Annotated in this window: 27 protein-coding genes; 11 read left to right on the top strand and 16 right to left on the bottom strand. The window is 68.5% G+C overall.

Annotated features, from left to right (window positions below):
* Window positions 1-128 precede the first annotated feature (128 nt).
* The 6 genes from RIA68_08755 to nrdR form a co-directional block, all read right to left on the bottom strand.
* Window positions 129-752: a DNA-3-methyladenine glycosylase gene (locus RIA68_08755; GenBank protein ID MEQ8317531.1), complete on the bottom strand. Its 624-nt coding sequence runs from the start codon at window positions 750-752 to the stop codon at window positions 129-131.
* On the bottom strand, window positions 749-1,804 hold the full coding sequence (gene metF, locus RIA68_08750; GenBank protein MEQ8317530.1) for a methylenetetrahydrofolate reductase [NAD(P)H]: 1,056 nt from the start codon (window positions 1,802-1,804) through the stop codon (window positions 749-751). Before metF ends, RIA68_08755 begins: the two co-directional genes overlap by 4 nt.
* A gap of 56 nt (window positions 1,805-1,860) precedes the next feature.
* Window positions 1,861-2,289, bottom strand: a complete 429-nt coding sequence (locus tag RIA68_08745; protein MEQ8317529.1) for a hypothetical protein — start codon at window positions 2,287-2,289, stop codon at window positions 1,861-1,863.
* A gap of 129 nt (window positions 2,290-2,418) precedes the next feature.
* The gene (gene mgtE, locus RIA68_08740) at window positions 2,419-3,819 is read right to left on the bottom strand and encodes a magnesium transporter (protein MEQ8317528.1); all 1,401 of its coding nucleotides are present in this window, start codon (window positions 3,817-3,819) and stop codon (window positions 2,419-2,421) included.
* Window positions 3,820-3,911: 92 nt separating this feature from the next.
* Window positions 3,912-4,421, bottom strand: coding sequence for a hypothetical protein (locus RIA68_08735; GenBank protein ID MEQ8317527.1), 510 nt, complete (start codon window positions 4,419-4,421; stop codon window positions 3,912-3,914).
* Window positions 4,422-4,429: 8 nt separating this feature from the next.
* Entirely contained in the window at window positions 4,430-4,954 is a 525-nt protein-coding gene (gene nrdR, locus RIA68_08730) for a transcriptional regulator NrdR (GenBank protein ID MEQ8317526.1), read from the bottom strand.
* 485 nt (window positions 4,955-5,439) lie between these two features.
* Between nrdR and RIA68_08725 the strand changes: the two genes are divergently transcribed.
* Window positions 5,440-6,006, top strand: a complete 567-nt coding sequence (locus RIA68_08725) for an inorganic diphosphatase (protein MEQ8317525.1) — start codon at window positions 5,440-5,442, stop codon at window positions 6,004-6,006.
* A gap of 49 nt (window positions 6,007-6,055) precedes the next feature.
* Window positions 6,056-6,940, top strand: coding sequence for a CHAD domain-containing protein (locus tag RIA68_08720; protein ID MEQ8317524.1), 885 nt, complete (start codon window positions 6,056-6,058; stop codon window positions 6,938-6,940).
* A 77-nt stretch (window positions 6,941-7,017) separates the two neighbouring features.
* Here RIA68_08720 and RIA68_08715 read toward each other — a convergent pair whose 3' ends face one another.
* The 3 genes from RIA68_08715 to RIA68_08705 all read right to left on the bottom strand — a co-directional run bounded on the left by RIA68_08715 (window position 7,018) and on the right by RIA68_08705 (window position 10,322).
* Entirely contained in the window at window positions 7,018-8,226 is a 1,209-nt protein-coding gene (locus RIA68_08715) for a GC-type dockerin domain-anchored protein (GenBank protein MEQ8317523.1), read from the bottom strand.
* A 224-nt stretch (window positions 8,227-8,450) separates the two neighbouring features.
* Window positions 8,451-9,662 carry a GC-type dockerin domain-anchored protein gene (locus RIA68_08710; GenBank protein ID MEQ8317522.1) on the bottom strand — a complete coding sequence of 404 codons (1,212 nt, stop codon included), beginning with the start codon at window positions 9,660-9,662 and terminating at the stop codon, window positions 8,451-8,453.
* 168 nt (window positions 9,663-9,830) lie between these two features.
* Window positions 9,831-10,322: a hypothetical protein gene (locus RIA68_08705; protein ID MEQ8317521.1), complete on the bottom strand. Its 492-nt coding sequence runs from the start codon at window positions 10,320-10,322 to the stop codon at window positions 9,831-9,833.
* Window positions 10,323-10,346: 24 nt separating this feature from the next.
* On the opposite strand from RIA68_08705, the gene RIA68_08700 reads away from it, so the two are divergent.
* Window positions 10,347-10,907 (top strand): hypothetical protein, encoded by a 561-nt coding sequence (locus RIA68_08700; GenBank protein ID MEQ8317520.1) that lies wholly within the window; start codon window positions 10,347-10,349, stop codon window positions 10,905-10,907.
* Here the strand turns inward: RIA68_08700 and RIA68_08695 are convergent, their stop codons facing one another.
* On the bottom strand, window positions 10,908-11,501 hold the full coding sequence (locus tag RIA68_08695; GenBank protein MEQ8317519.1) for an NAD(P)H-dependent oxidoreductase subunit E: 594 nt from the start codon (window positions 11,499-11,501) through the stop codon (window positions 10,908-10,910).
* Between the two features lie 80 nt (window positions 11,502-11,581).
* The gene (locus tag RIA68_08690) at window positions 11,582-12,340 is read right to left on the bottom strand and encodes a lamin tail domain-containing protein (GenBank protein MEQ8317518.1); all 759 of its coding nucleotides are present in this window, start codon (window positions 12,338-12,340) and stop codon (window positions 11,582-11,584) included.
* Window positions 12,341-12,394: 54 nt separating this feature from the next.
* Between RIA68_08690 and RIA68_08685 the strand changes: the two genes are divergently transcribed.
* Window positions 12,395-13,246: a hypothetical protein gene (locus tag RIA68_08685; GenBank protein ID MEQ8317517.1), complete on the top strand. Its 852-nt coding sequence runs from the start codon at window positions 12,395-12,397 to the stop codon at window positions 13,244-13,246.
* Window positions 13,247-13,249: 3 nt separating this feature from the next.
* Here the strand turns inward: RIA68_08685 and RIA68_08680 are convergent, their stop codons facing one another.
* Both RIA68_08680 and RIA68_08675 read right to left on the bottom strand, forming a co-directional pair.
* The gene (locus RIA68_08680; protein ID MEQ8317516.1) at window positions 13,250-14,140 is read right to left on the bottom strand and encodes a GC-type dockerin domain-anchored protein; all 891 of its coding nucleotides are present in this window, start codon (window positions 14,138-14,140) and stop codon (window positions 13,250-13,252) included.
* Window positions 14,141-14,263: 123 nt separating this feature from the next.
* Complete coding sequence (locus tag RIA68_08675) at window positions 14,264-14,719, bottom strand: cytochrome c (GenBank protein ID MEQ8317515.1); 456 nt, start codon at window positions 14,717-14,719, stop codon at window positions 14,264-14,266.
* A 51-nt stretch (window positions 14,720-14,770) separates the two neighbouring features.
* Here RIA68_08675 and RIA68_08670 point away from each other — a divergent pair, with 51 nt between their 5' ends.
* Window positions 14,771-15,997: a DUF3754 domain-containing protein gene (locus RIA68_08670; protein ID MEQ8317514.1), complete on the top strand. Its 1,227-nt coding sequence runs from the start codon at window positions 14,771-14,773 to the stop codon at window positions 15,995-15,997.
* Between the two features lie 9 nt (window positions 15,998-16,006).
* Window positions 16,007-16,513, top strand: coding sequence for a low molecular weight protein-tyrosine-phosphatase (locus tag RIA68_08665; GenBank protein ID MEQ8317513.1), 507 nt, complete (start codon window positions 16,007-16,009; stop codon window positions 16,511-16,513).
* On the opposite strand, the gene RIA68_08660 is transcribed toward RIA68_08665, so the two are convergent.
* Together RIA68_08660 and RIA68_08655 are read right to left on the bottom strand one after the other, a co-directional pair.
* On the bottom strand, window positions 16,482-17,021 hold the full coding sequence (locus tag RIA68_08660) for a nucleoside deaminase (GenBank protein MEQ8317512.1): 540 nt from the start codon (window positions 17,019-17,021) through the stop codon (window positions 16,482-16,484). The genes RIA68_08665 and RIA68_08660 overlap by 32 nt on opposite strands.
* Window positions 17,022-18,083, bottom strand: coding sequence for a twin-arginine translocase subunit TatC (locus RIA68_08655; GenBank protein MEQ8317511.1), 1,062 nt, complete (start codon window positions 18,081-18,083; stop codon window positions 17,022-17,024).
* A gap of 207 nt (window positions 18,084-18,290) precedes the next feature.
* Between RIA68_08655 and RIA68_08650 the strand changes: the two genes are divergently transcribed.
* The 5 genes from RIA68_08650 (at window position 18,291) to RIA68_08630 (ending at window position 24,070) form a co-directional block, all read left to right on the top strand.
* Window positions 18,291-18,959, top strand: a complete 669-nt coding sequence (locus RIA68_08650) for a sigma-70 family RNA polymerase sigma factor (protein ID MEQ8317510.1) — start codon at window positions 18,291-18,293, stop codon at window positions 18,957-18,959.
* Window positions 18,956-19,744 carry a hypothetical protein gene (locus RIA68_08645; protein MEQ8317509.1) on the top strand — a complete coding sequence of 263 codons (789 nt, stop codon included), beginning with the start codon at window positions 18,956-18,958 and terminating at the stop codon, window positions 19,742-19,744. The genes RIA68_08650 and RIA68_08645 overlap by 4 nt, the downstream gene beginning before the upstream one ends.
* A 174-nt stretch (window positions 19,745-19,918) precedes the next feature.
* Window positions 19,919-21,340 (top strand): PDZ domain-containing protein, encoded by a 1,422-nt coding sequence (locus RIA68_08640; protein ID MEQ8317508.1) that lies wholly within the window; start codon window positions 19,919-19,921, stop codon window positions 21,338-21,340.
* A 263-nt stretch (window positions 21,341-21,603) separates the two neighbouring features.
* Complete coding sequence (locus RIA68_08635) at window positions 21,604-22,965, top strand: right-handed parallel beta-helix repeat-containing protein (GenBank protein MEQ8317507.1); 1,362 nt, start codon at window positions 21,604-21,606, stop codon at window positions 22,963-22,965.
* Between the two features lie 49 nt (window positions 22,966-23,014).
* The gene (locus tag RIA68_08630) at window positions 23,015-24,070 is read left to right on the top strand and encodes a MoxR family ATPase (GenBank protein MEQ8317506.1); all 1,056 of its coding nucleotides are present in this window, start codon (window positions 23,015-23,017) and stop codon (window positions 24,068-24,070) included.
* Between the two features lies 1 nt (window position 24,071).
* Here RIA68_08630 and RIA68_08625 read toward each other — a convergent pair whose 3' ends face one another.
* Complete coding sequence (locus RIA68_08625; GenBank protein MEQ8317505.1) at window positions 24,072-24,956, bottom strand: hypothetical protein; 885 nt, start codon at window positions 24,954-24,956, stop codon at window positions 24,072-24,074.
* Between the last annotated feature and the right edge of the window lie 177 nt (window positions 24,957-25,133).

Below are 25,133 nucleotides of genomic sequence, written 5' to 3'. Positions count from 1 at the left end.
GCCTGGGGGGCCGGCTCATTCCCGGCCTGCGGAGCATGGTACACGCGGGCGCCCCCTGTATCGGCTCACGAAGGTGAATCCCCCCAACTCCCGACAAGGCCCGAACAGACGCCCCGTATCTCCAATGCTCAGGGGAAAGGCCGGCTGAGCGACCGGCTGCCCGCCACGCCGAACCGCAGCGCGGCGGTCCGCCAGCGCTCGCCGACGCGGTCGATGCCGATCCTGGGGCCCGCCAGCACGTCGCTCGGTTCATCGCCCGGCTCGAGCCAGAGGGCGTTTCCGTTCCGGGCCGGCGACAGCAGGTCGAGCCCGTTGCTCGCGCGGTCGATGCCCATCGCCGCGCACAGCCTGGCCGGGCCCGAGCCGAGCTTGTGCTCGGGCAGCGACGCGGCGGCCTTGGGGTTAACACGCCGCAGCTCGTCCATGCGATCGGCTCCTTCGACCGGCTCGATCGCTCGGAGCAGCACGGCCTGTGGGTCGCCCTCGCTCGCGCACGCGACGTTCATGCACCAGTGCATGCCGTAGGTGAAGTAGACGTACGCCGTGCCGGGCCGGCCGTACATCGATTCGTTGCGCTCGGTGCGCCTTCCCATGTACGTGTGGCTGGCCTCGTCGTCGACGCCCAGGTAGGCCTCGGTCTCGACGATGCGCCCGACGAGGACGGCTCCGTCTGCCAGCCGGCGGTGCAGCGTCCAGCCCAGCATGGCTCGCGCGGCTCGCTCGGCCGGCACGCTCAGGCGGTCGCGTGTCAAGAGAACGACCGCGAGTCTTTGACGCCCAGCGTCCGGTAGATCTCCCGCGTGGCCGTGCTCTTGTTGAGCGTGTAGAGGTGTAGGCCGGCGACCTTGTGGTCGAGCAGGTCTCGGCACTGCTCGGTGGCCCAGTGCAGGCCCACGCGGCGGACGAGGTCGGGCTCGTCGCCCGCGCGCCGGAGCGCCCGCAGCAACGGCGCCGGGAAGCGGCTGCCCGCGGCCAGCTCGGCCATGCGGCCCATGCCCTTGGTGCTGGTGATGGGCATGATGCCCGCGATGATCGGGACCTTGATGCCCGCCAGCTCGCACCGCTCGCGGAAGTCGTAGAAGTCGTGGTTGTCGAAGAAGAGCTGGGTGATGATGAAGTCGGCCCCCGCGTCGACCTTGGCCTTGAGGTGGTCCATTTCCTTGAGGCGGTTGGGCGTGGCGGCGTGGCCCTCGGGGTACCCGCCCACGCCGATGCCGAAGGTGCGATCCTTGCCCAGGTTGTTGTCCGAGTACGAGCGGATTGCGCGGACGACGTCGGCGCCGTAGCGGAAGTGCGCGAAGGGGTCTTCGCCCTTCCGCCGGCCGCTTGGCGCGCCGCCGTCGAGCGGTGGGTCTCCGCCGAGCGCCATGATGTTGCGCACGCCCGCACGGGCGTATCCCTCCAGCATCTCGTCGACTTCCCGGGGCGTGTGGCACACGCCCGTCATGTGGGGGATCGGGTGCAGCGGCGTCTCTCGACGGATGCGGAGGACGAGTTCCCGCGTCAGCTCCCGCGTGCTGCCGCCGGCGCCATACGTCACCGACACGAAGCTCGGGCGCAGGTCCTCGAGCTCGCTGATGGCCTGGTACAGCTTCTCGGCGGCCTCCGCGTTCTTGGGCGGGAAGAACTCGAAGCTCGCCGTCGTGCCGTCGCGCTCGATGATGTCGGCGATGTGCTCGCTGGGCGTGACTGGGCTGGCGTTGGGGCTCGCGCTGGACCTTGCTTGGTCAGGAGAGCTTGGCGTCGCGCTGCCGTTCGCGCGACCGGCCTCGGCCTTGGCTTGTTTCGTCGATGGGTCCGACACCGAGAACTGTATCGGTCCGTCAGGATCTTCTCGACCCGGGCCCTTCGGCCGTCCGGCTACCCGAAGATCGCCGCCAGGCCGAACAGGATGACGACGCTCATGAAGAGCAGGCCCAGCGTCAGGCCGATGCCCGTGAAGATCGTGCCGAAGAACGCACGGATCGCACGGCAGAATCCGGCTCGCAGCGTGAAGATCGCCACCAGCGGCGCGAAGAGCGCCGTGAAGACCAGGTTGAATGCCGAGACGACGAACAGCGTCTCGCCGGCCTGCTCGCCCGAGCCGCCCTCGGCGAGCTGCCCGATGGCGACCACCGTTGCCAGCGCCGTCGCGAGGGTCATCACGATCATCATCGCCCGGCCGGGCGAGGCGGTCATGGCCTGGCAGCGGCCGCGACGCTTCGCATCCCGCGGCACGTCCGTGGTCTGGGCGGCTTCGGCGGGCAGCGGCGGGGGGGCGGCGTGGCAGCAGGTCATGGCAGCGGGCATAGCGGGTTCTCCCAGAGTCGGGGGTGCGTCGCCAAGTAGTTGGGATTCGCCCGCCAGACTTTTCGTCCGCCGGTCGCCCGCCCATCGTCCGCTAGTGGTCCGCCCGCCGCTCCTCTGGGTCCGGATCGATCAGGTCAGGTAGGCCATCATCGCGCTGGCCAGGCTCAGGACGATCAGGAAGCCGCACATGTCGGTGATGGTCGTCAGGATGGGGCCGCTGGCCAGGGCCGGGTCGGTCTTGAAGCCCTTCAAGAGCAACGGCACGCCGCCGCCGATGCACACGGCGATCAGCGTGTTGGCCGCCAGCGCCACGCCGACGACCGCGCTCAACGCCAGGTTGCCCTTCCACAGGAACGCCACGCCGCCGATCAGGATGCCGAGTACCACGCCGTTGATGATGCCGACGCTGCACTCCTTGAAGAGCACGCGGAAGATGTCGCGCGGCCGGGTCACGCCGAGGGTCAGTTCGCGCATGCTCACCGCCACGGCCTGATTGCCCGAGCACCCGCTCATGTCCGAGATGATCGGCAGGAAGACGGCCAGCGCGATCACCGCCTCGAGCGTTTCCTGATGGAACGCGATGACGCTCGCGGCGGCGATGTTCAGCACGATGTTGATGCTCAGCCACGCCAGGCGCCGCCGGCTGCGCAGCGTTAGCGGCATCGAGCGGAGCTCCTCGCCGCCCACGATGCCCTGGCTGGCCCGGTACATGTCGTCGGCGTCCTCGAGGGCCGCCTCGCTCACCGCGCTGCGCTCGACCACGCCCAGGAGCCGCTGCTGCTCGTCGACCACCGGGAACGCCAGGAAGCCGTGGTCGTCGAAGACCCCGCGCAGCGCGTCGAAGTCCGTCGTGTCGGCGACGGACACCGGGTCCTTGATCATGATCTCGGCCACCGGCGTCATCCGCCGGGCCATCAGCAGCCGGCGGATGGGGATGACGCCGCGGAGCGCGCCGCCCGCGTCGACCACGTACGAGTACTGGATGTTGTAGTCGCGGTAGCGCTCGGCGTTCTCCTCCATGTCCGCCAGCACGTCGCGCACGGTCATCGACTCGTCGAACGCGAGGAACTCGGTGAGCATGAGCCCGCCGGCCGAGTCCTCGTCGTAGCTGGCCAGCCGCCGCGTCTCGTCGGCGACGTCGGCGGGCATGGCCGCCAGGATGGTGTGGGCCTCGTCCTCGTCGATAGCGGCGACCAGGTCGGCCCGGTCGTCGCTGGTCATGGCCTCGAGGATGCCGGCGGCCTTGGCCTGGTCGAGAACGCCCAGCGCGCCCAGCGCCCCGGCCGCCTGCACGCGCGGCAGCGCCTCGCACACCTCGGCGGCCGACTCGGCGGGCAGCAGCGCGAGCAGCTTGGCCTGCTCGCCGGTGTCCATCGCGCTCACGGCGTGGACCGTCTGCTCGGTGCTCGCGCTCTCGAGCCACTCGGTGCACACGCCGCCGTCGCCGCGGCCGACCGCCTCGTCGAGGACGGCTTCCTGCGGGGCTTGGTCTACCTGCGGCTGATCGAGCGTCGGCGTTGAGTCGGACATGATGCCTCCGGGCGCAAGGTGCCCACGCAAGATAGCACGGACCGGAAAGACATCGAGCCATCGGGGCCGCCGAGATTACCCGCCCGCTGCCATCAGCCCCCGGCGGACATCAGCACGTAGAACCGCCAGCTCCCGTCGGCCTGCCGCACCGCCTCGTGCGCCGCCACGTGGCCCCGGGGGTACCGCTCGTAGGCCAGCGCCATCGCCTGGCCCCGGGCCTGCCGCACGTCGCCGGCGGTGACGGCGAACGCCCGGTGCTCGCGGCCGTCGATCTCGAAGGCTCCCTCGCGGAACCACTGCGGCGGGCCCGTCTCGCCGGCCGAGCGCGCGGGCCCGAGCGGGGTGGGATCGGGCGCGGCCTGGACCTCGGTCCTCGACGCATCGACGCGCTCGGGCTCGGCCGCCCTCGGGCGCTCGGCGAGCTGCCTCGTCTGTTGCGGGGCCTGTTGCGTCTTCTGTTGCGACCCGGTTTGCGACCGCGGCTCAGGCAACGGCCTGGGCGGCGGCGTGCTCGAGCAGGCCGTCACCGACGCGACGATCGCGCCCAGCGCGAGCATCCGCATCCTCCGAACACCGACGCCGTCCGTGCGTTGCTGGTCCATGCTCAATCCTATCGGCGGGGCGGGGCCGCACCATCGCCGGTCGTGTCGAAGAGCGCCTTCTGGTCCTTCACGTCCTTCGGCCGCGTCCGGAGCTGGTCGAGCTCGCGCTGCAGCTCGGTCACGCTCATGAACTGGTGGTACTCGCTGGCGAAGCGGATGTAGGCAACCTCGTCGACCTCGCGCAGCCGGGCCATCACCAGCTCGCCGATGACGCTGCTCTCGACCTCCTGCTCGTAGGCCTGGTGGAGTTCGTCCTCGACGGCCTCGACGATGCCCGCCTTGGCCGCCTCGGGGATGGGCCGCTTGCCGCAGGCCGCCTGGATGCCCCGCAGCACGGTGTCGGGGTCGAAGGGCACGCGGCTGCCGTCGCGCTTGACGACCGCCAGCCGCGCCTGCTGCTCGACCCGCTCGTACGTGGTAAACCGCCGGTCGCACTGGTTGCACACCCGCCGCCGCCGGATGGCCCGCCCGCTCTCGGCCGGCCGCGAGTCGATGACCTTGTCGTCGTTATGGCTGCAATAGGGGCAGATCACGCGGGCTGGCTTCCGGGTGAGAAAACGGCTTGGCTCCGCCCATGGTAGGGTTGATTCTTGGAAGCCACAACATCTTGCGAGTGGGAGGCACGAGGCAACCTCGCCGGGCCTGCCCACTTCCACCGAGCTTTCCCTGCCGGCAGCCCCTGCGTTGATCTCGCTTGCAACGACGATTGGCCGATGTCGGCCCACTGCTCAGGCCTTCGCTCCTGAGCCAGCGACCGTTGCCCTTTTCGAACTGGCTCGGGCCCCCCTGGGAACAAGGCCACGTGGGCTCGTTCGCTCCACGCACGCTCGGGCATCCCGAGGAAGGGTCCTGACGGGATCCCACCCGTGGGGCCCGTTCGGCCAGCATGACTTTGGCTGGAGTCGCGGCTGGCGGTCGCCGATGCCAGTTTTCATCGGCGGGAACTGGCAGCCTGCGCCGTGCGAGCCTCCGCTGCGAGACCATCCGCCCGACCAGATTCCCCCTACCCTCCATGCCCATGATCCACCCCTGGCACGACGTCACCCCCGGCTCCGGCACCCACCCCCTCCCGGGGCACTTCCGCGCGGTCATCGAGATCCCCAAGGGCAGCCACAACAAGTACGAGCTGGACAAGACCAGCGGCATGCTCAAGCTCGACCGCGTGCTGTCCAGCGCCGTCTACTACCCGGCCAATTACGGCTTCATCCCCCAGACGCTGGCCGACGACGACGACCCGCTCGACGTGCTGGTCTTCAGCGCCGAGGAGGTCGTGCCCATGTGCCTCGTGCAGGCGCGGGCGGTGGGGCTCATGAGCATGATCGACGAGGGCCAGGCCGACCACAAGATCATCGCCGTGCTCGAGCAGGACCCCATCTACGACGACTACAAGAGCGCCAGCGACTTCCCGCGGCACACCTTCAAGATGCTCAAGCGCTTCCTTGAGGACTACAAGGTCCTCGAGAGCAAGGACGTCGAGGTCGACGAGATCATGCCCGCCGAGGCGGCCCACCCGATCATCGAGAACGCCCTGAACCGCTACAGCGCCGAGCGTCGGCAGGGCAAGGTCCCCGGCCTGCACAGCTAGGCCGGTCCACCAGCACGCTGAGCGGCTAGCCTTTCCGTGGGAGGGCGTGGTGGCGTTCCAGTTCCAGTCAGCCGAGAAGGTCCGCGCCGGCGTGCGGCGCATCGCGGTCGAGCGCCTCGACAAGGCGATCGCCGTCGTTGAAGAAGCACGCTCCGCCGACGCCCCACGCGAGGACATTGACCTGGCCGTGCACGCGGCGCGCAAGCGCTGCAAGGAACTCCGTGCACTGCTCCGCCTTGTGCGCCCGAGCTTCGACGGCTACCAGCGTGAGAACGCCGCCTTCCGCGCCGCCGCCCGGCTGCTGGCCGATCTGCGCGACGCGACGACCGTGCTCGACGCGTTCGATGAATTGACCCGGGACGACGCCGAGTCGTTCGCTGCGGTCCGCGCTGCGCTCGCGACCGAACGCGCCGAGCTGGCGTCCGACGCCGTCGAGCGCTTGGAAGCATTCGTCGAGCGCATGGCAGAGGCCAGGAAGCGAGCCCGCAAGTGGACGCTCGACGCCCGCGGCTTTGACGTCCTCGGCCCGGGCCTCGAGAAGGCTTACGCCCGCTGCCAGTCGGATATGCACGAGGCCCAGGCCAGGCCAACGACCGAGCGCCTCCACGATTGGCGCAAGCGTGTGAAGTACAACCGTTCCCACCTGCGTCTGCTCCGCGGCCTCTTCCGCCCGGTCATCGAGCCCGTCCGCGAGCAGGCCAAGCTGTTGAGCGACCTCTTGGGCGATCATCACGATCTGAGGGTGCTGGCCGACGCGATCGATGCCGCGGGGCCGGCCATCGACGATGCGCATCGCGCCGAGCTCCACGAGCGCATCGCGGCACGCTGCCGGACGCTGGAGGCCGAGGCGTTCGACCTCGGCCACCGGCTCTACGCGCAGCGGCCCGCGCACGTGCGTGCGCACGCCGAAGCGCTCTGGCGGCTGCGGAAGTAGCCGCAGAAGGGCGCCCGAGGCCGGTCGGCCGCGGGCGCCCGGAGAGAGGGATCGAGGCTCGTGGGGCTCTCACGGTTTCACAGGCAGCCGGCGTCGAACGCGTTCTGGAACGCCAGGAAGTCGAACAGCGTCAGCGATCCATCGCCGTCGAAGTCGGCGGTGAGGTCGCCCGTGGCGAACAGGTTCTGGAACACCAGGAAGTCGAAGATGGTCAGTCGGCCGTCGAGGTCGAGGTCCGCGAGGCAGCACGAGCCGGGGATCGAGCCCTCGCTCGTGCACGCATCGTCTTCCATCAGCAGGACGATCTCGTCATCAACGGCGAAGACCGACTGCACGGCAAGCTCGTACTCGAGCAGCGCATCGACCCAGCGCTCCAGCGGCCCGGGCACCAGGGCCAGAGCGCGGGCCTGGTCGAGGTGGTCCTGGGCGGCGACCATCGAATCGGTGAAGACGACCACGTCCGGGTCGGTGTACGAGCCGCCCGTGGACGGATCGCTGCCGGTGTGGAACGCGAGCTCGCGCTCGACGCCCACATCCAGGGCCGTCGACGCCCTGCGCATGATGTCGTCGAGGACGAATTCGTCGGCGCCATGCAGCCGTGCCTCGGTGAACGGGCCGACCGCGGCGGCCAGCCCGCCGGCGAGCGTGTCGTAGCCGCCGAGTCCGGCCGTTTCGATGGCCGACGCCCCGGTCATGACGAGCGCGTGGGCCGGGCTGCTGGGCGGAAACGTGTCGGCGTAGCGCCGGGCGTCATCGCTCGCGTCGGCGACCTCGTCGCACGGGCAGTCGGGCGCGACGCGGTCGAAGACGGTCTTCGTGCCCTCAGGCACGTAGACGTTGACGTCGAAGGCCTTGCCGCTGCGATCGGTGCCCTTGATGCGGAACTTGCCGTAAGCAACCATGATGCAGTACCGCCGGCTGAACCACGGGATCGGTCCGTAGTTGTACGTCCGGGTGATCGACTTCTTGACGCCGATCTCGACGCCCATGGACGTCTCGACCGCCGCCTTGACCGGGCCCCATTCGACGCCGGCCGACGTCCCGAGCGTTGCGCTCCAGCGCACCGTGGCCTCGGACATGATCTGCTTGGAGAACGTGTCGCTCGGGCAGAGCAGCGTAAACGCGTCGACCTTCGGAAGGTCCGTGGTCCAGACTTGGCCGCTATACGGCTGGCCCGAGATCCCGACGCGCTCGATGGAGGTGATGTCTTGGCCATACCCGACTGATGCCCCCGCGAAGCCGAGGAGTGTGGTCGCTCCGACGATCGTGCGTGCATGGGTCGGCATGGCTTGCTCCTTTGAGATGTTGAGGGGATGCTCGGTTCGAGATCCCACACTTCCAGGAGCGCCGTTCGCAGGGGTCGGTCACGTTTTTTGTGGGTGTTTCCAGTCTGTTCGTTGGCAGAACACGCCATCTGGCCCGCCATAGAGCGTGCGGCGAAGACGGTGCGTCGAAGCTGGGCTCCGACGGTTCCGCCTCCACCGCACGCAAACGGCCCGAGCGTCGTCGGCTACGGGCAGCCCGCATCGAACGCGTTCTGGAACGCGAAGAAGTCGAACGCGCTCAGCTCGCCGTCGCCGTCGAGGTCCGCCGTGAGGTCGCCGGCGGCGAACAGGTTCTGGAACACCAGGTAGTCGCAGATGGTCAGCCGGCCATCGAGGTCGAGGTCGGCCACGCAGCACGAGGCCGGGATCGATCCCTCGCCTGCGCAGTCCGAGACCTCCATCTGGACGGCCAGCTCGTCGCCGGCGGCAAAGACCGACCGCACGCCGGTCTCGTACCAGCGCAGCGCCTCGTCCCACCGATCGAACGGACCGCTGCCGTGCGCGATGGCCCGGCCCGCGTCGAGCGCGTCGCGTGCCGCCGCGGCCGCATCGGTCGGGACGACGACGTCCGGATCGGTGTACGCGCCGCCGGTCGACGGGTCGCTGCCCTCCAGGTAGGCAAGCTCGAGATCGATGCCCGCCTCGAGCGCCATCGATGCCGTCACCATGACGCCGTTGAGCACCGACTCGTCGGCCCCGTGCGACAGGGCCTCGCCGAAGAGCGCGACGGCCGGCGAGAGCCCGCTGGCGAGCGCGTCGTAGCCGCCCAGGCCCGCCAGCTCGATGGCGTCGGCGCCCTGGGAGACCAGGCGATGCACCGGGCTGGCCGGCGGGAAGAGGTCGGCGTACCGGCGAGCGTCGTCGGCCGCTCTCGACACCTCCGGGCACGGGCAGTCGGGCGCCACGCGCGTGGTCTTGGTGAACGTGCCCTCGGGGATAAAGATGTTGACCTCGAAGGCGCGACCCCGGCGGTCGGTGCCCCTGATCCTGAACATCCCATAGGAAGTAAAGATGCAGTACCGGCGGCTGTACCAGGGAATGGGCCCGTAGTTGTACGTGCGCGTGATCGTCTTCTTCTGGCCGATCTCCACGCCCATCTGGGCTTCGACGGAGGCCTTCACCGGGCCCCACTCGACGCCGGCCGAGGTACCGACGGACGCGTTCCACTTCACCGTCGCCTCGGACATGATCTCCTTGGAAAACGTGTCGCTCGGGCACGTCAGCGTGAACGAGTCGACCTTCGGCAGGCTCGGGAAGTGGACGCCACCGGTATAGCCCGTTTCGCCCTCCGCGTTCACGCGATCGACGGAGGTGATGGTCTGGCCATACCCGATCGACGCACCCGCCAGAACGAGGATGGTCGTCGCGGAAACGATCGTGCGTGCATGGGTCAGCATGGCTTGCTCCTTCGTTGGTTGGGGGACGACGGAGTCGAAGTCCCGCACTGCAAGGAGCGAGCAGGTCCGGGCGCAATCACGGAGTTTTTCGTCGACTTGCAGACACGGGGCGTTGCCGATCTGTCAGTCGCGCGGCGCGCATCCGCGCCCGGTCGATGCGCGCGAGCGCTACCGCGCAGGCAGCACGTCCCAGTGCATCATCGCCGCCGTCGGCAAGATGCTCGCGCGCTGCTCGGGCAGGGGCCGGCCGTCGGCGTCCACGCGCGTGATCTCGACCGTGCCTGGCTGGCCGGTGATCCTGAGCACGTACGGCCCGGGCGGCGGCAGCCGCACGCTGAAGGCGGTATTGAACGACGGGTTCCGCGTGTCGCCGCTGCCCGGCTTCGGGCCGGCGGAGAGGTTCATGACCACGCCCAGCCGTCGCTGGACGAAGATCGAGCCGCCGCGTTCGAGCTGCTGCTCGTGCCTGGCGCCCGGCGGCACGCCGAAGGTCACCGTACCGTCGCTGGCCAGCGGCCCAGTCATGTATGCTTGCCGGGCGTCAACTTCGGAGCCCGCGTGCAGCCGCAGCCAGGCGCTCGACTCGTTGATGATCGTCAGCCTGGGACCGCCGCACGCCGAAAGCACGAGCAGCAGACCCGGAAGTACAAGGGCGAGCACGCAACGCAGGGGGGGCGGCCGACGATGCCGACGACGCAGGAAAACGCGATCTTCCACGAGACGCAACGCCTCCACCAGAACTCGATCGTTCGCTACCTCGTCCCCATCTCGACGCTCTCGTCGGTGGTGCTCGTCCTGGCGATCATGATCGGCAGCGGCCAGTCCGCGAGCACGCTCGCGCTGGTCGTCGTGCTGGGCCTCGGCCTGCCGCTGCTGCTCATGCAACTGCCGATGCGGACGACCGTCACCGAGCGAGAGATCCGCGTGCGGGCGCTGGTCTTCTTCCGATTCGTCGTGGCGATCGAGCAGGTCCGCGACGCCCGCGCCATCACGTACAACCCGCTCATGGATTGCGGCGGCTGGGGCGTGCGTATCTCTCGCAAGTTCGGATGGGTGCTGAACGTCAGCGGAGACCGCGGCGTGCACGTCCACTACACCGCCGGCGACAAGGACAAGTCCATGCTCATCGGGAGCCTGCGGAGCGACGAACTCGAGCGGGCCATCCGCCTGGCGGCCGATCTCCCCGACGCCGAGCTTTCCCAAGACGCGGCCGGGCATGACGGCGCCCCTCCGATCGACGCGTGATCAGTCCGGAATGCTGACGGCTTCTGGGCTCAGGCCTTCGCGCCCCGTGGCCCTGGGGGCGTCGTCGGACGACTGGAGTTGCTTTGCAAGCTGGGCCGCTCGCTCGGGCGTGAGCTGCTCGTGCAGCTCCTCGTCGTAGAGCGCCACCGGCGCGGTGCCGCACGAACCGATGCACTCCAGCTCGACCAGGCACATCTTGTCGTCCTTGGTCGTTTCGCCCACGTCGATGTCGAGCGCTTCCTTGATCGCCTCGCTCACCTCGGGCTGCCCGCAGAACTCACACGCGATCGAGCGGCACACGCCGATGACGTGCCGGCCCCGCGGCGCCAGGGCGTACTCCTCGTAGAAGCTGGCCGTGTCCATGACGTCCGCCGGCGAGAGCTCGAGGAACTCGGCGATCTCTTCCATCGCCTGCGGCGGCACCCAGTGGTATTCGTGCTGGATCATGTGCAGGGCGGGCAGCAGCGCGGCCAGCGTGGTCTCGAATCGCGGCAAATAGCGCTCGCGAAGCTCGTCGCGCATGGCCTGGGTCAGGTAGGGCTCGTCGCGCCGCTCGATCTGGGTCGTTGCCGAGGGCTTGGGGATCCACGCCATGGTCGCTGCTCCGAGGGGGACGTTCGCTGGCTCAGTCGGTCCGATCGTAGCGCGCACCACCCCCGCCCGGGCTCACGCGTTCAGGGCGTCTCGACCGGTTCGGCTTGCGGCGACGGGCGCTTGGGGAAGGCCACGCCCGGGCTGCACGTCTTCCCGTCGATGCGGTCGTGGGCCGCCATCGCGCCGGTCGCCTCGGTCCGCTGCACGCTCCCGCGTGGGATGCTCGTGATCGTGTCGGTCTGGTAGGCCTCGGTGGGCGGAGCCTCATCGGGATCGCCCCAGACCACCACGTGCACTGGTACGCGCAACGCATTCTCCAGCAGCACGAAGTCGGCGGTGTTCGCCAATGCCAAGAACCGGGACTGCACGCCTGCTGTGAAGACGAACGCGCCCTCGAACAGCGGATTCGGGCCGGGCGGTGCGCGGTGCGTGTCGCCGACCGGTCCGGTCCAGCTTGCCCCTAGTCCGTTGAACACCACCGCGGTCTGCCCGGGCTCGAGCATCAGGTCGGGGAAGGTAAACGCGAATCGGCCGTCCTGCCCGCGGTGCCGATCGACGAGTCGGTAGCCCGCCAGGTTGATGGGTTCGTCGTGCGGATTGGTCAGCTCGACGAATTCGTCGCCAGTCGCGTTCCGCTTCCCGTCGCCGTTCGCGTCACCGCCGCTGGTCGGCACGGCAAACAGCACCTCGGTGATTAACGGGTGCGGGAACGGCACGAGCGGCTGCTCGGCGGGCCGTTCCTGTGAACTGGGCTCGGTCGGCGCGGCGGGCGGCCGAGGCTCACCGACCTGGCCGGCGAGCGCCGAAAGCAGCACCACGACAGACGAGCACACCCCCATGCCACTAGGCTACCCCGAATCGACGAATCCGACCACCAATCCGGGGGGCATCGCATGAGAGTGGCGCGATTCTGGGCAAGGGCGCAGGCCGAACGCGATGGCTACGGCCGCGGCGCGTGGGCCTCCTCCGAGACGAGCATCGACGACGCACGCCAGCGTGCCGAGGAAAAGGCCCGGCGGCTGCTCGCCGAAGAGATCGAGTCCGACGGCGAGGTCATCCACCAGTACGCCTACCAGCAGCGCGACTTCCCCGAGCCCATCGTCCAGGACTTGCGCGACAACGCCGGCGATCGCATCGCGGCGATCACCATCAACCGGTACGGCGCCAACGTGCTCAATACCGCCCGGCTGGCGTTCATCGACGTCGACCTCGAGGCGAGCGCGTCGTCGAACGGCGGCGGACTGCTCGGTCGCCTGCTCGGTCGCAAGCAGCCGGCGACCGATCCGACCGAAGAGCCCCTCGAACGCCTGCGTCACTGGGCCCGGCAGGACGCCAGCCGTGGCGCGCGAGTCTATCGCACCGCTGCTGGCCTGCGATACCTGCTGACCAGCCCGGGCATGGAGCCCGACGGCGACGACGCCCATCAGCTCATGGAGGAGCTCGGCGCCGACCCGCTCTACGCGCGCTTATGCCGAGCCCAGCGGAGCTTCCGCGCTCGGCTCAGCCCCAAGCCCTGGCGCATCGGCATCCGGGGCACGCCCAAGCTGAGCTTCGAGAAGCTTGCCGAGGCGAGCGAGCCGGTCAACGCATGGCTTCGTCACTACGAGCAGGCCTGCAAGGGCTACTCGGTATGCAACCTCATCGACGAAGTCGGCAACACCCGCCCGCCCGATGACGACACCGCCCGCCTGATCGCCCTGCACGACGACCTGGCGGGCGTGGGTTTGGAGCTGCCGCTCGCCTGAGAACTACTCGTCGCAGCCCAGGGCGAAGAGGTTCTGGAAGCACAGGAAGTCGAACAGGTTCAGCTCACCCGAGCAATCACAGTCGGCCTCGGTGTCGCCCATCGCGAAGCGATTCTGGAAGCACAGGAAGTCGAAGATGGTGGTCGTGCCATCGCCGTCGCAGTCGGCCGGGCACGGCAGTCCGCCACCCGGGCTTGCGTCGCCCGCCCAGATCGCCAGGTTGCCGATCAGGCGGCGGAAGTTCTCGTCGCCCACCTGCAGCGTTCCGTTGACCGTGGAGAAGCTCGCTACGCGTCCCAGGCCCCAGTCCCAGCCAACGACGCCCGATCCGCCGGCAAACGACGAGGTGGTGTAGAAGCTCGTGGCGCCCTCGCGCGGCGCGATGTGCGATTCGGTGCCCGCGAGGCTCGTCAGCGGGAACGTGAACTGGTCGGGCAGGCCGGCGTTGATGACCGGGTCCGGCGTGTCGAGCGTGAACGTCGCCTCGCTCATCGTGTTCCACGTCGTGTAGTCGCTGGGCACGATGAGCCCGAGCGCCTGGAAGGTGCCACGCACGTAGACGTTGTAGCTGGTCCACTCGGTGGTCAGCAGGCCGCCGCCCTTGCACACGAAGTCGATGAGGCTGGCCTGGCCCGAGCCGGGCATGTCGCCCGACGCCCAGTTGTGGTTGGGCTGCAGGTAGATCACGGTGTACTGGTCGATATCGCTGCCATCGAACTCGAAGTACTCCGGCCCGAGCGTCGCCGTATGGCCGATCGCCTCGAGCGCCACGATCACCGAGTCATCGGTCAACGCGTTCCCGCTGGACAGGACGAACACGTTCTCCTGCGCGGCCGCCATCGAAGAACCAAGGGCCGCCGTCGCGACCACGAACGAGCGAATCAACGTGCTCATCTCAAGACCCCCAGAGTACCCAGGCTTCCAACTGAGGCGTACTGCCCCACATCCGCATTGTCGCCGATTGGCGATGCTGATGCAAGAGGAATTGGCCGCGTCTGCAGGATTCTTTCGACGAGACTAGAGCCCTTGTCGGACTTCCCAGACCTCGTCCTCGCTCACCGCGCTCGCCGAGTTACCCCACGACTGGCGGACGTAGGTCAGGATCGCCGCGATCTCGGCGTCGCTCAGGTACTCGAAGCCCAGCATCTGCTGGCGGTACTTGCCCGTCGCCGCCAGCGCGCCCTCGTGGTCGCCCTGGCCCAGCACCGTGACCTCAACGAGATACGCAACGTCGCCGACCACGGCCGGGTTGCGTGCCAGCGCCGGCTGTTGGCCGACGACGCCCTCGCCCTGCGGCTGGTGGCACATCATGCAGTGCGTTTGGTAGAGCGAACGACCCTCGGCGAGCGACACGACCGACTGGGCCGAGCCGATCGACGCGGCGGGCGTCGAGTTCTCCCCGCATGCGGGCAGCCCGAGCGCCAGTGCGAGTGTGAAGGCCATCAAAACTACCAGCGAGATCGTGCGTGCCATGCGAGATGGTACCCATGACCGGATCGGCCGCGACGGCGTACGTTCCCTTCGATGGCCGACGTGCATGCCAGCCCAGCCAGGTCCGTCTCGCTCTCGCCGGCCGAGCTGGGCGACCGATTCATCCCGATCCGCATCGAGGCCATCGTCGACGCCATCGATGCCGATCCGGAGCGCTTCGGCGAGCTTGCCGGCTGGGCCCAGAAGATCTGCAAGGCCACCGAACGCGTCATCGCTCAGGAAGTGGGGGAGCTGCACCGCCACCTCGACCGGCTCTACGCCGCGGCCAATCCCGACCTCGACGCGCTGGCCGAGCCCAACCCGCAGGCCCACTTCGGCGACCCGCGCCTGCATGCGGCGCTCGACTACCTCTTCGACCGCGCCCACTTCACCCCGCTCACGGACGTGGGCATCGAGGCCGCCATCCGCGCCGGCAGCACCTACGGCCTGCGCGTGCGCATCAAGCCCGAGCGCGTCCGCTCGCTCGCGCTACACGTGCGCGGCCGCGGCACGCTCGTGCTGGTCCGCCGCAACAAGAAGCAGCCCTGGAAGCGGATCGAACGCGAGGTCGAGATCTACACGCGGCTAGCCGTCGTTGCCCAGCTCACGGGCGAGGAGTGCCTACGGCTCAAGCTCTTCCGAGACATCCCCGTCGCCGACGTCGAGGCCCTGCTGCCGCACGCCGAGGCAACCATGACGGTGCTCGACCGCGCGCTCGTCGTGGGTCTGGGCGCTGGCTCGCTTGGCTCGCTCGCCAAGGTCGCGGTGGTGGGGGCGGCGAGCACCAGCGCCTTGGCCATCCCAGCCGCCATCGGCTTCGGCGGCATGGCCGTCCGCAGCTTCTTCGGCTACAAGCGCAAGAAGAAGCAGCGCACGAGCCACCGCACGGAACACCTCTACCAGAAGAATCTTGCCAACAACGCCGCCGTGCTGCACACGCTCTGCCGCATGATTGCCCACGAGGAGGCCAAGGCCGCCATCATCGCCTACGCCGTCCTCGCCGCCCGCCATGACAAGGACGAAGCCGATCGCTGGCCCATCGAGCAACTCGGCGCCCGAGCCTCCAAGTACCTCCAAGAGCGCTTCAAGGTCGCCTGCGAGTTCGACGCCACGACGGCGCTGGCCACCCTCGAACGGCTCGGACTCATGCGCGACGCCGCCCTTGCAGACCCGGACGCCGGTCTGGAGACCGTCGACAAGCACTGGACCACCCGCGACACCACCGGGTTCCACCTCGAAGCCATCGACGACTGGGCCGATGCACGCGCGAAGCCGTCCTAGCCTCGCCCCATGAGCGAACCCGTCCCCGCCATCCTGTTCGTGTGCCTCGGGAACATCTGCCGAAGCCCGCTGGCCGAGGGCATCTTCCTCGACCTCGCCAAGAAGCGCGGCATCGAAGGCCTCGTGGTCGACTCCTGCGGCACCGGCAACTGGCATCAAGGGGAACGTGCCGACCGTCGTGCGCTCGCCGTCGCGGAGAGCCGCGGCGTCAACCTGCCCAGCCGCGCGCGTCAGGTCCGCCCGGCCGAGGACTTCACCGCCTTCACGCACATCGTCGCCATGGACGCCAGCAACGTGCAGGATCTGCTCGAGCTCGGCGCGCCCGAGCGGCGGCTCCGCCTCATGCGCTCCTACGACCCCGCCCACCGGGAAGGCCAGGCCCCCGACGTGCCCGACCCCTACTACGGTGGCGACGACGGCTTCGACCGGGTCTTCGACATGCTGCTGGCCGCCTGCGAGGGCCTGCTCGACGAGATCGCCGAGTTTAAGGGCGCTTCCGTACGCGAAGGCCCCTGAAGAATTCGCGCAGCAACGCCCCGCACGCCTCGGCCTCGACGCCGCCGATCACCTCGGGCCGGTGGTTCAGCCGTTGATCCGCAAGCAAGTTCATGAGGCTGCCCGCCGCGCCGGCCTTGGGATCGAACGCGCCGAAGACGACGCGCCCCACGCGCGCATTCACGAGCGCCCCAGCGCACATGCAGCACGGCTCGAGCGTGACGACCACGGTGCACTCGTTCAGCCGCCAATCGCCCAGCGCCGCCGCGGCCGCTCGCACCGCGAGCAGCTCCGCGTGGCCGCACGGATCGGCGTCCCCCTCCCGGGTGTTCCGCGCCTCGGCGACCACCCGGCCGCTCGCCGTCTCGTACGCCACCGCACCGATGGGCGCTTCCCCGGCTCGTGCCGCTTCTTCGGCAAGCTCGATCGCCCGCGCCATCATGCGGCGATCCGTCTCTGTCGCATGCCCCGCCGCCAGCGGCTGCGGCGGTCCCTCTTCGCGGCGCTTCTTGAAGAGTCGCCCGAGCATCTAGGGGTTCTCGTCGTCGACGTCGCCCTCGCCGGCGGAACCCGCGAGCCGCTCGGCCGGCAGCACGCGTGCGATCAGTAGGCCGAGCTCGTACAGCGCATACAGCGGTACTGCCAGCGCGATCATCGACAGTGGGTCGGCCGGCGTGAGCACCGCGCCGAGCACGGCCGCGATCAGGATCGCGTACTTGCGGTGCTTGCCCATCGCCTTGGGATCGATCAGCCCCGTCCAGCACAAGAGCAGCACTACCACGGGCGTCTGGAACGCGATCGCCAGCGCCAGCGTGAGCTGGAACATCAGCTTGATGTACTCCGATACCCGGAACTGCTGGGTCAGCCCCGCCGTCAGCCCAAGGGGCGAGCCGAGGATCCGAACCTCCGGCGGCCGGACATCACCTGAGACGATCTCTTCGGGGTCGGCCACCTCGATCAGAGGCAAGCGCGGAACCGCGATGCGAAGCTCCTGCAGCCGCGTGTTGACCCATACCTGCCCCGGCTGCGGATCCGGCGGATCGCCCGGCAGCGACGGAATCTCGGGGAACACCATGCCCGGCGGCGGCTCGGCCGTCCCCGGGTTGCGTCCGCCCAGCGTCTGACCAAACCCGATGAAGAATGTCAGCACGATGGGCATCATCACGAAGTACAGGAACGCGATCGAGAGCAGCGTCAGCGCCACGCTCATCGGCGCCAGCACGTACACGAACCGGCGCTCGGCCGCGTACAGCCCGGGGGCCGCGAACTTCCAGCCCTGGTAGATCAGCCAGGGCAGCCCGACCAGGACCGCGACCGCGATCGACACCCGCAGATACGCGCCGAACGTCTCCATCGGACCGGTCACCTGCACCACCGGCGGCAGGCCGCGGGCCGTCAGCGCGCCCCGAAGGGGGATCAGCATCAAGTCGATGATCTGCCGGCCGAAGATCAGCGACAGCAGCAGGATGGGCGCAAGCCCCAAGAGCGCGATGATCAGCCGCCGGCGCAGGTCCTCGATGTGGTCGCCCAGCGGCATGGCCAGCACGTCGTCGTGCGGCCGTCGGTGGCGTGGGGCGGGCGGCGGTGGCACGTCGGTCGATTCCTGAAGTTTGGTTGTTGACAGGGAGAAGGCCTGAACCCGCCGGCCCGAGAATCCGAAGTATAACGGCATGGACAGACGACCGTGCCAGCACGAATGCACGCTGCCGGCCCGGAAGTTGTCGGGAACCTGCACCCAGCGCATCTCGACGAGCACAGGACGGGCCGCCGTCGCGGCCAGAGGGGGGCGCAGCAGCCAATGAGCCACACACCGTCCAACGCCAGGGGCGCCGCGTCGATCGACCGCTACCGCGTCGATCCGGCCCTGGTCGAGCGCGCCACCGCCGGACACGCCGAGGCCGTCCAGCAGCTCTGGCAGAGCCACCGCCGCTGGGTCGCCGCCATCGTGCTGGCCCACATGCCCCGCGAGGCCGACCTCGACGACTTGCTCCAGGACATCGCTGCCACCTTCGTGCGCAGCGTGCAGGAGCTGCGCACGCCCGGCGCCCTCCGTCCCTGGCTCCGCACGGTGGCCATCAACGCCGCACGAGCCGAAGGCCGCAAGAAGACCCGCCGCCGCAACGCCCTGGAGAGCCAGGCCGCGACCGATCCGGGCACCTTCCAGCGAGACGAGACGCCCGACCGCACCGCCTGCGTGCCCGAAGACGCCGACGAGGCCCGCTGGCTGCTCGACCTCATCGCCCAGTTGCCCGAGAGCTACCGCGAGCCGCTGGTGCTGCGCTGCGTCCGAGGCATGAACTACAAGGCCATCAGCGAGCTGACGGGCCTGCCCGAGACCACCATCGAGACGCGCATCGCACGGGGCCGACGCATGCTCCGAGAACGCGTCGCCATCGAGCGCGACCGCAAGACGGGCCGCACCGGCGCATCTAGTGATTCGGGGGCGAACGGAGACGTGAACGAATGAATCAGTCCGAGCATGACAACCCGAATCCCACGCGGGTCGACCGCGACCTGCTGATCAGCCGCGTCGTCGACGACGCCGCCTCGGCCCAGGACTGGGAGCAGCTCCGTGCCCTGGCCGAGTACGACCCCGGCGTGTGGCGCGAGCTCTTCGAGGCCCAGCACGCCCAGGCCGAGCTGGCCCAGGCGGTCGAACAGGCCATCGCCATCGCCGATGGCATCGAGGCCCCGCTGGACGACTTGCCCGCCGCGAGCTTCCGCTTCCGCGTGCGCAAGGTGTCGAGCTGGGCCGGCTGGGCGGTTGCCGCCAGCGTGGCCGTTGTCTGGGCGGCCCCGTTCTTCGCGACCCAGGCCGGCGCGCCGATCCCCAGCGACGGGCGCGAGCTCGCCGGCGGGAGTGCGACCGGAAGCACGGTCTTGAACGACAACACGGCCACCGTCAATCCGTTCGAGCTCGTCGGCCCGACCCGGCAGGGTCCGCCCACGACCATGATCGCGCGCGGTAACACGGCGGTGCCCGATTCGGCCATCGGACCCTACCAGACCGTCTCGGCCGACCCGTCCCCGCGCCGGAACACCGCCACCGAGCAACTGGCCGAGATGCCCGAGCGCACGCTGCTCGAGGTCCGCCCGCTACCCGACGGCCGGCTCGAGCTCATCTACGTCCGAAAGCTCATCGAGCGGGCCATCGTCGAGGACGGCGACCTCTACCAGGTCAAGCCCGACGACGCCGGCATCGATCGCACCGTCCCATATCGCACGCGTCGCCCCTCGTCGGGGCCCATCTGAATCGAAGCAATCGCGGCCCTCTTTGGCGGGATGGCTGTCAAAAGGCCGCTTAACGAGTTCCAGATCGACGGGCCAGTCCCCGGCCCGCGTCCACATCTGAAGGATCGGCCAAGCACCGCCGCTCGGCGGGGACCGATCACGACGAATCGTCGAAGCGGATAGGAGGTTCACACCATGATCCACAGCAGCAACACCATGGTCGATCGCATCGTCAGGACAGGCCTTGCCACGCCCGCCCTGGCGCTCACCATCCTGGCCGGCGCTGCCTTCGCCCAGACTGGCGGCGGCAGCGGACGCGCCTACGAGGTCATCGTCGACGCGCCCCAGGACACGGCCGACAAGAAAGACGTCCGTCAGGAGGTCCGCACGGTTGTTGAGATCAACCGCACCGTCGACGGCAAGGCCCTCACCGTCCGCCGCGTGAACGATCGCCCGATCGTCGTCAAGCTCGACGGCAAGGAGATCTCCAAGGAGAACTACAAGATGAAGGACGGCGTGGTGATCATCACCATGCCCGGCAGCCATCGGACGGTCGAGGTGGTCATGCCCGAGCATCATGGCTCGAACCCCTTCGTCGGCAGCATCACGCTGGCCGAGCCCGTGCAGCCGGGCGTGCCCGCGCAGCTCCGCGCCCGCGGCAACGCGCCCGCAGGCTGGGCTCAGACCGCCGACGCTCCCCAGCCCGCCTCGCAGCCCAAGGTCATGCTGGGCGTGGTCATGGCAGAGCCCGATGGCGTCATCCTCGAGCACCTGGGCCTGGACGCCAAGAAGGCCGTCTTGCTCGAGCGCGTCGTCGATGGCTTGCCCGCCGACAAGGCCGGGCTCCTGGCCAAGGACATCATCATCGGCTTCGGCGAGAAGGCCGAGCCGCGCTCGGCCGACGACATCCGCAAGGTGCTTGCCAAAGCCGAGCCGGGCACCAAGGTGAAGGTCAAGGTCATCCGCAAGGGCCACCCCGTCACCGTTGATCTCAAGCTCGAAGCCTTCAACGCGCAGGCCCTCGGCCGCGCACCCTCGGCTGGCGTCGGTGTCGGCGACGGTCCCGCCCGCCTCCGCCTGGCTCCAGGCGCCGGCAGCCCGTGGCAGGCGTTCGAAGAAGAGCGTCACCAGCATCACTCGCACATGGAGCAGGCCGAGAAGGCCATGAAGCAAGCCGCCGAGATGCTCGCCCGCATGGAGCACGAGATCGATCACAAGGCCGCCGACGCCCACAAGCAGGCGTCCAAGGCCATCGAGCAGGCCATCGCCGCCATGCGGCAGGGCGAGGCCTTCGGCCTCGAGGTCGAGGACATGCGCCGGATGCAGCAGGAGGCCATCGAGCGCCTCCGCGGCGACCTTGGCGCCGCGCAGGAACGTCGCTTCTGGGCCGAGCACGGCGATGAAGGCGATGGCTTCGCCCTGACCTTCCCGGGCCAGCAGATGGAGGACGAGTGGGAGGACCGTCTCGATGAGCTCGAAGAGCGGCTCGATCGCCTCGAGCACACTTTCGACAGGGCCATCGACCGCATGGAAGAGCGGACCGAGGCCATGATCGAACGCCTCATGGAGCGCCTGGAGCGTGCCCTGGACGACCGCGACGGTCGCCGCGGCCGCTAAGGCTCGACCGGCTCCGCACCACCGAGCAGGATTTTCTTGCTCGGCGGTGCAACCCGGGCCGCGAGAAGCGGAACAAACCCGGGAGTGAACCTCACGCGACGGGGCGGGCTCGCCGGGCCGAGTGACCCGGGCCCAGGCAGCCAGCCTCGCTCACGAACTCCCCTACGCCGGGCCTTGGATCGGGCAGGATCCAGGCCCGGCGGTCCTTTTGCGCTTCGCGAACGACTTCGAGTCGGGTATGCTGGGCCGAGAAGGAGCCCACCATGCGACCGATCTTGCTGGCGCTCTGGTGCCTCTCCGTCGCGGCCACTGCTGCGGCGGACCAGTTGTTCGTGCCGAGCCCGGAGTATCCGACAATCCAGTCCGCGGTTGATGCGGCCGTAGATGGGGACGAGGTCGTGCTGCGCGATGGCGTGTTTCACCCTCGAAACATCGTAATGCCGAATACGGCCATGGTCATTCGTAGCGAGTCTGGCGATCCCACTCGTGTCACTCTGCTTGGAACGAGAGACGCATCCGGTGATCCAAGCCGTGCATTCGTTTTTTCGGAAGCGAGTTCTTCTGATATCGTGGTTCGAGACCTGACTATCGCAGGATTCCATCATTCGCGTAGTGGCGGCGCGATCGATATCCGCGTGGCCAGTCCTACGTTTCATAATTGCGTGTTCGTAGATAATCGTGCTACAAACTACGGGGCACTCGTTTCAGCCCGTGGTGGTGCCTTGATGGAGCGTGGGTCTTCGGCGGTATTCATCGAGTGCGAGTTCATCGGAAACAGTGCAGCAGGATTCGTGTGCGATGCTGGTGTAGGCCAAGGCTTTGGCGGTGCAGTGGCAACCCAGGGTGACGTCACGTTCATTGGTTGTACGTTTGAGAGCAATCGAGCGAGTGGTGCTTGTGATGGTTCAGGGCGGGGCGGTGCAATCTACTGCGGTGGTGGGTCGCCGAGATTTGTGAACTGTGTATTCAACGACAATGAGGCAATTAAAGGATCGGGCGACGTGGCTTGGGTTGAGTATTCTTCAGCAAGCTTTACTGGTGTAACTTCCGTTGCACAAGCTGTGGGGCAAGGCGACTTATTTTGTCTCGATGGTCAGCTTCGGATCTGTGGCAGCATTCTCCGCGGCTCGGGCGAACCCGTCCGCGGTTTCCGCAGCGCGATCACGATTGCTTCGAGCAACGTTGAGGGCGGCTTCCCCGGCGAGGGAAACATCGACGCCGACCCTCTCTTCGAGCCCGGAACCTACCGCCTCCTCCCCGGCTCGCCCTGCATCGACGCCGGCAACACCGACCTGCTCCCTCCTGACGAGTTCGACCTCGACGGCGACGGCGATACGGCCGAGCCCATCCCCTTCGATGCCGACGGACTCGCGCGGGTCGTCGACGACCCGGCTACGCCCGATACCGGCGTGGGCACGCCCGTCGTCGACATGGGGGCCTTCGAGTATCGCCCGCCCTGCCGGGCAGATCTGACGGGCGATGGCGTGCTGGACGTCTTCGATTTCCTGGCCTTCTTCAACGCGTTTGACGATGCTGATCCCGTGGCCGACTTCGACGGCGACGGCGAGTTCACGCTGTTCGACTTCCTCGCCTTCCAGGACGCTTTCGACGCCGGTTGTCCCTAGCACGCCATCCCGCCGCGCGGGCGTAGCATTCGGGGTCAAGGAGGACCGCATGGCCGACACCACCCCGCAAGACACCGCCTTCGCCCAGGACGCCTACAAGCGGCTCAAGGGCGAGATCCACAAGGTCATCGTGGGCCAGGACGAGGTCGTCGACCAGATGCTCCTGGCCATGTTCGCCCGCGGGCACGCGCTGGTGGTGGGGGTGCCCGGGCTGGCCAAGACGCTGCTGATCTCCACGATCGCGCGAACGCTGAGCCTCGACTTCAGCCGAATCCAGTTCACGCCCGACCTCATGCCCAGCGACATCACGGGCACCGAGGTCATCGAGGAGAACCGCGCCACGGGCCACCGCGAGCTGCGCTTCGTCCAGGGGCCGATCTTCGCCAACGTGGTCCTGGCCGACGAGATCAACCGCACCCCGCCCAAGACCCAGGCCGCCCTGCTCGAGGCCATGCAGGAGCGCCAGGTCACCATCGGCGGCATGCGGCACGACCTGCCCCGGCCCTTCTTCGTGCTGGCGACGCAGAACCCGATCGAGCAGGAGGGCACCTACCCCTTGCCCGAGGCGCAGCTCGACCGCTTCATGTTCCAGATCCGCATTGCCTACCCCAGCCTCGAGGAAGAGACCGAGATCATCCGCCGCGCCAGCGAGAAGAGCGCCGTGCAGCTCGACGCCGTGCTCAGCGCCGACGACATGGACCGCGTCGCCCGCATGGTCGAGCACCACCCCGTCACCGAGCACGTCATCGCCTACGCCCTGCGCCTCGTCCGCGCCACGCGCATCAACGAGCCCATGGACAACCAGGGCGAGCGCCCGCGCCTCGTGAGCGAGTACCTCTCGTGGGGCGCCGGCCCGCGCGCCAGCGAGTACCTCGTGCTGGCCGCCCGCGCCAAGGCCCTGCTGAGCGGTGAGCCCATGACCACCGCCGAGCACGTCAAGGCCGTCGCCCGCCCGGTGCTGCGTCACCGCATCCTGACCAACTTCAACGCCGAGGCCGACCGCATCACCGCCGACGCGATCATCGACGACCTGCTCGAGCACACGCCCGTCGACGGCATGAGCGCCGGCGATCGCAAGCAGGTCGATGCCGTGATGAAGTCGTAGCTTAGCGCGTCCCGCGAGCGTACTCGATCAGGATGCGACGCTGATCGGCATCCAGCTCTGCGGCCACCCTTAAGAACACGGCCAGGCGGGCGCCGTCATTCTCGAGCGTCTTTCGATCGGCAAGGGCCGCATCGGTGTATTCGCCGATGATCTGGCGAACCTTTCCCTCCTGCTCGGGCGACAGATTTAGCGACGAAATCAGCGACTCCAGCCGCTCACCTTCTTGAACGAGCGTTCGCTCGTAGGCGGCCTTCACTTCCGCTCCGAGCCCGACGAGTGTCTCGATGGCATGGGCCCGTAGACCGATGCCCCGGACGACCTCGCCGTCGCGAGCTTCTGCTCGGAGCAACTCGATGCGGTCTGCCACGGCTGCCCGCACGTACTCGCGTTCCAGGCGTTGGTGTTCGGCAGCCGCATCGGACGGCAGGTGCCGGCGAATCCGATCTCCGAGCATGCCCTTCATGGCGAGCGGCGCCATCGCCTTCCGAACGGCCGCGATCGCTTCGGACCAGTCCTTGTCGTTGCCGCCGTTGCTGAACTTGATGAGCAAGTCGAGGCGATCGATCACGAGCTCGTCAAGGACGGTTCGCCGTTCCTGCAGGGCTTCTTCGATCTCGGCGGCATTCTCGGGCGCGATCGCGTAGCGCGATCGGATCAACTGGTAGGCGGCCTCTGCCGGATGCCGATCCAGCCGCTGGAACTCGCCCGAAAAGTTCCGGTTCACGAGCGTCAGTTCGGTCTGGTCGTCCACGCTGGGTCCGGAAAGCAGCGGCTTCTCGTCGGCTTCCTGCTGCATGGCCAGGCTCGGGCACGCGGCCACCAGGAACGCGGCGATCGCGATCGACGTAGGCGTACGGGTCGTAAATCGTCCGTGATTGAGCGGCATCTGAACCCCCTCGGAAGTGCGCAGGGACGCTTCGTCGCGGTCCCCATCCAACTCACTGGGATGCGCCATCGGCACATTTCGGGCGACGATCCGCACGATCCAACGCACGTGCCGCAATCGCATTGCACGCCTCCTGGATGACGCTCGGGGGCACTACCATCGCCACACAGGGGAGCG

The organism is Phycisphaerales bacterium (genome assembly GCA_040217175.1).
Classification (GTDB): domain Bacteria; phylum Planctomycetota; class Phycisphaerae; order Phycisphaerales; family UBA1924; genus JAHCJI01.
Note: the sequence above shows the minus strand (reverse complement) of the source record. Positions and strands in the feature narration are given on the sequence as shown.

Coding starts and splice junctions, on each gene's coding strand:
- RIA68_08745 (MEQ8317529.1), bottom strand. CDS start 2,289: ATGCCCGCTGCCATGACCTGCTGCCACGCCGCCCCCCCGCCGCTGCCC.
- mgtE (MEQ8317528.1), bottom strand. CDS start 3,819: ATGTCCGACTCAACGCCGACGCTCGATCAGCCGCAGGTAGACCAAGCC.
- RIA68_08735 (MEQ8317527.1), bottom strand. CDS start 4,421: ATGGACCAGCAACGCACGGACGGCGTCGGTGTTCGGAGGATGCGGATG.
- RIA68_08725 (MEQ8317525.1), top strand. CDS start 5,440: ATGATCCACCCCTGGCACGACGTCACCCCCGGCTCCGGCACCCACCCC.
- RIA68_08715 (MEQ8317523.1), bottom strand. CDS start 8,226: ATGCCGACCCATGCACGCACGATCGTCGGAGCGACCACACTCCTCGGC.
- RIA68_08710 (MEQ8317522.1), bottom strand. CDS start 9,662: ATGCTGACCCATGCACGCACGATCGTTTCCGCGACGACCATCCTCGTT.
- RIA68_08700 (MEQ8317520.1), top strand. CDS start 10,347: ATGCCGACGACGCAGGAAAACGCGATCTTCCACGAGACGCAACGCCTC.
- RIA68_08695 (MEQ8317519.1), bottom strand. CDS start 11,501: ATGGCGTGGATCCCCAAGCCCTCGGCAACGACCCAGATCGAGCGGCGC.
- RIA68_08690 (MEQ8317518.1), bottom strand. CDS start 12,340: ATGGGGGTGTGCTCGTCTGTCGTGGTGCTGCTTTCGGCGCTCGCCGGC.
- RIA68_08685 (MEQ8317517.1), top strand. CDS start 12,395: ATGAGAGTGGCGCGATTCTGGGCAAGGGCGCAGGCCGAACGCGATGGC.
- RIA68_08680 (MEQ8317516.1), bottom strand. CDS start 14,140: ATGAGCACGTTGATTCGCTCGTTCGTGGTCGCGACGGCGGCCCTTGGT.
- RIA68_08675 (MEQ8317515.1), bottom strand. CDS start 14,719: ATGGCACGCACGATCTCGCTGGTAGTTTTGATGGCCTTCACACTCGCA.
- RIA68_08670 (MEQ8317514.1), top strand. CDS start 14,771: ATGGCCGACGTGCATGCCAGCCCAGCCAGGTCCGTCTCGCTCTCGCCG.
- RIA68_08665 (MEQ8317513.1), top strand. CDS start 16,007: ATGAGCGAACCCGTCCCCGCCATCCTGTTCGTGTGCCTCGGGAACATC.
- RIA68_08660 (MEQ8317512.1), bottom strand. CDS start 17,021: ATGCTCGGGCGACTCTTCAAGAAGCGCCGCGAAGAGGGACCGCCGCAG.
- RIA68_08650 (MEQ8317510.1), top strand. CDS start 18,291: ATGAGCCACACACCGTCCAACGCCAGGGGCGCCGCGTCGATCGACCGC.
- RIA68_08645 (MEQ8317509.1), top strand. CDS start 18,956: ATGAATCAGTCCGAGCATGACAACCCGAATCCCACGCGGGTCGACCGC.
- RIA68_08640 (MEQ8317508.1), top strand. CDS start 19,919: ATGATCCACAGCAGCAACACCATGGTCGATCGCATCGTCAGGACAGGC.
- RIA68_08635 (MEQ8317507.1), top strand. CDS start 21,604: ATGCGACCGATCTTGCTGGCGCTCTGGTGCCTCTCCGTCGCGGCCACT.
- RIA68_08630 (MEQ8317506.1), top strand. CDS start 23,015: ATGGCCGACACCACCCCGCAAGACACCGCCTTCGCCCAGGACGCCTAC.
- RIA68_08625 (MEQ8317505.1), bottom strand. CDS start 24,956: ATGCCGCTCAATCACGGACGATTTACGACCCGTACGCCTACGTCGATC.